4 protein-coding genes are annotated in these 3,324 nt (G+C 66.1%); 3 read left to right on the top strand and 1 reads right to left on the bottom strand.

All coding sequences use genetic code 11. The features are described from left to right. From NTW26_08110 to NTW26_08100, 3 genes are all read left to right on the top strand, one after another. On the top strand, positions 1–538 hold a 538-nt coding region (locus NTW26_08110; protein ID MCX7022216.1), incomplete at its 5' end, for an OB-fold nucleic acid binding domain-containing protein. A 274-nt stretch (positions 539–812) separates the two neighbouring features. After that, a complete protein-coding gene (locus tag NTW26_08105) occupies positions 813–1,187 on the top strand; it encodes a hypothetical protein (GenBank protein ID MCX7022215.1) in 375 nt (124 codons plus the stop codon). 110 nt (positions 1,188–1,297) lie between these two features. After that, positions 1,298–2,110, top strand: a complete 813-nt coding sequence (locus NTW26_08100; GenBank protein MCX7022214.1) for a hypothetical protein — start codon at positions 1,298–1,300, stop codon at positions 2,108–2,110. A 283-nt stretch (positions 2,111–2,393) separates the two neighbouring features. On the opposite strand, the gene NTW26_08095 is transcribed toward NTW26_08100, so the two are convergent. Then, positions 2,394–3,324: AAA family ATPase (locus NTW26_08095; GenBank protein MCX7022213.1), on the bottom strand; the 931-nt coding region annotated here is incomplete at its 5' end.

Below are 3,324 nucleotides of genomic sequence, written 5' to 3'. Positions count from 1 at the left end.
CCGCGTCGCCGGCGTGTTCACCCAGATAACCCGGAAGCTGGACCGGAACAACCAGCGCATCGCCTTCGCCACCCTGGAAGACGAGGGGGCGTCGGTGGAGACGGCGATTTTCGCGGAAACGTACGCCCGCTACCGCGAGCTGGTGGCCAAGGACTCCGTCGTCCTGGTGGTCGGTCAGGCGCAGACCAACCGGGAGGAGATAAACATCCGCGCCAACGCCATCTACGACCTGGCCCAGGTGCCGCGCCTGCTGGCCCGGCAGCTCCACCTGGAAATTCTGGCCGGCGCCCTCACCGACGAGGACCTGCTGCCCATCCGGGACCTTTTGACGGAATACCCCGGCGAAATCGAGGTCTACATCCACCTGAAGCTGACCGGGGGCGGGGCGACCCTTTTGGCCGGCACGGCGTACCTGGTCGCCCCGGACGAGGAGCTGCAGAAACGGCTCGAGGAGCTGGTCGGGGAGGGGAACGCCTACTTCACCCCGGCCCCGGATATGGATTACACGGGTCAGAACGCCGGACAAAACCGCCCTTAGGCGTTGTACGGGATGCGCCGCATCACGCTCGTCATCGTTCTGGCAACAATCACCTCTGCTTCAGCCGGCTGCACCCGCTGACGAGGTTTACTCGGGCATCCTGAACCTGGGCCTCCTCGGCCCCACCGAGCCCTGGGGGCGTGACCGCCATGTCTCGGTCATACCGACTTTTTCCGCCATGCGGCGCGCCGAAGCGTTTCAACTTTAAGGGAACAAAACCGGGAGACAAGGGGTAAACCCCTTGCCCAATCACGATAAGCTGAGGGGGACGGTCATGGGCAAGCTGAAGGTTCTATTAATCCTTTCCCTCGCCGCCGCGGCGCTGGGCGACGCCGGCTACCTGGGTTCCATCACCTCCGGCGCCTCGCCCATCGGCGAGCACCCGGCCGTCGCCATGACCGCCGAGGACGTGGTCATCGAGCTCCAACGCGAGCACGTGGACTACGAGGATTGGAGCTCCGAGGTCTACGGCGCCACGGTCACCGCCGACTTCCTCTTTACCAACACGGGGGGGGCCGACACGGTCTACATGTACATCCCCCACTCGGTGATGACCGTCTTCGTGTCGTACCTCTACGACGCCGAGGACATGGAAACGCCGCTGGAAAACCCACGGGTGCTGGTGGACGGGACGAGTTCGCCGGGCTGACCCGGCCGCTCTTCGATGAAAAGCCGAAGGAGGGCCAGCCGTTCTACTTCGCCCGCTACTTCACCGACATCGAGAACGACTGGGGCGGGATAACCCACCCCGCCAACGCGGTGCTGGCCTACTGGGAGGTCCCCTTCGCCCCGGGCGAGACGAAGCTGGTCGAGTATGTCCAGGATTACGCCCTGACCTCGGACTACGGCGAGCGGGTCTTCCGGCTCACCTACCCCCTGTTCACCGGGGCGGGCTGGTCGGGCTCCATCGGCTCGGGCAGGGTGAGCGTCGTGCCGGGCGAGGGCTGCGACTGGAACGACCTCTGCTACAACGTCGGCCTCCACCTGCCGCTCCCCGTGGAAGAGGAGGGCTACCGCCTGGATGTTCTGGGCGGAATCGCCGACCAGCCGGCCTTCGATAAATGCGACCTGGCGAAATACGACGGGGAGAGCTACCCACGGGCGCTGGTCTGGCGTTTTTCCGACTACGAGCCATACCCCGGCCAGGTCAACTCCTACTCCCTCTACCCCGACATCGGCGACATCGGCGGGACCCAGTACATGCTCTACGACGACTTCGACGCCGGCGTCGTGGAGGCGTACGACAACCCCTGGGACTACTCCATGATTTACCTCTACCTGGGCCCCCGCGTGCCGACGTACTTCCTCTCCGCGACCATCGCCGGCGTGCCGCTCTACGATTCCCCCGGCGGCGACGTAATTACGTCGCCGCTGGGCGAGAGCATCGCCTTCACCCGAGGCGCGGAAATCGTCGAGCGGGAGGGGAATTGGGTCAAAACCACGTCTAGCGACTCGGAAACGGGGGCCGCCGTGGAAGGCTGGGCCAACCTCCTGCCGCTGGACTCGGGCGGGCTGGTCCTGCCGAGCCTTCTGCCCGTGCCCGAGTCGTACGTCGGGGAGGTTGGGGAGTAGCCGCACCTCGCATCACAATTATACGACGTAGGGGCGGGCCTCTGTGCCCGCCCGTCGTTTTTACTTGACGTAGGGCGGGGATTCCTATCCCCGCCGTTTTATAAGGTAGCCCTCACCCTAGCCCGTGCCTCGCAGGCCTCCCACGGGGAGAGGGGAACGTAGTCCAGACCCGCCCGCCTGCCTAAAATGTAGGGCGGGGATTTTAATCCCCGCCGCTTCGCCCCTCACCCCAGCCCTCCCCCCAAAGGGGGGAGGGGGGATAGGGTAGCCCTTACCCCGACCGCTACGGCTCCACCATCTCCAGCAGGCGGGAGATTATCTCGTCGGAGTGGACCCCCTCGGCCTCGGCGTTGAAGTTGATGAGCACGCGGTGGCGCATAACGGCGTGGGCCAGGGCGCGCACGTCGTCCACCGACGCCGCCGGACGACCCCGGAGCGCTGCCCTCGCCTTGGCCCCGAGAATCAGGTACTGCCCCGTCCGCACCCCCGCCCCCCAGGCCACCCAGCGCTTTATATACTCCGGCGCGGTGGGGTCCTCGGGACGGCTCGCCCGGGCCAGGTTGACCGCGTAGGTAATCACGTGCGGCGCCGCCGGAATCTCGCGAATCAGCCCCTGCAGCTCGATTATCTCCTCCGCGGTCAGAACGGGGGTGATTACCGACTCCTCGCGGCCCGTGGTTTGGGCGACGATGCGCTCCTCCTCGTCCCGCTTCGGGTAGCCGATGCGGATTTCCAGCATGAAACGGTCGAGCTGGGCCTCGGGCAGGGGGTAAGTCCCCTCCTGCTCGATGGGGTTCTGGGTGGCCAGGACGAAGAAGGGGTCGGGCAGGGGATAGGTGGTGTCGCCGATGGAGACCTGATGCTCCTGCATGGACTCCAGGAGGGCGGCCTGGGTCTTCGGGGGGGTGCGGTTTATCTCATCGGCCAGAATCAGGTTGGCGAAGACCGGCCCGCGGAGGAACTGCATGGCCCGTTGGCCCGTCTCGGGGTCCGGCTGGATGACGTCGGTGCCGGTGATGTCGGCGGGCATCAGGTCGGGGGTGAACTGGATGCGCCGGAAGGAGAGGTCCAGGGCGCGGGCGAGACTGGACACCAGGAGCGTCTTGGCCAGTCCCGGCACCCCGACCAACAGGGCGTGGGCGTGGGAAAAAAGGGCCAGCAGGAGCTCTTCGACGACCTCCTCCTGCCCGACGATGACGCAGGCGAGTTGATCC

This window comes from bacterium, from assembly GCA_026398675.1.
In the GTDB taxonomy this organism is placed as follows: Bacteria; RBG-13-66-14; RBG-13-66-14; order RBG-13-66-14; family RBG-13-66-14; genus RBG-13-66-14.
The sequence above is the reverse complement of the archived record's forward strand: the minus strand, read 5'-3'. Positions and strand labels throughout refer to the sequence as shown.

Bases quoted from the DNA above. Each gene is read 5' to 3' on its own strand.
- NTW26_08105 (MCX7022215.1), top strand. From the start codon at position 813: ATGGGCAAGCTGAAGGTTCTATTAATCCTTTCCCTCGCCGCCGCGGCG.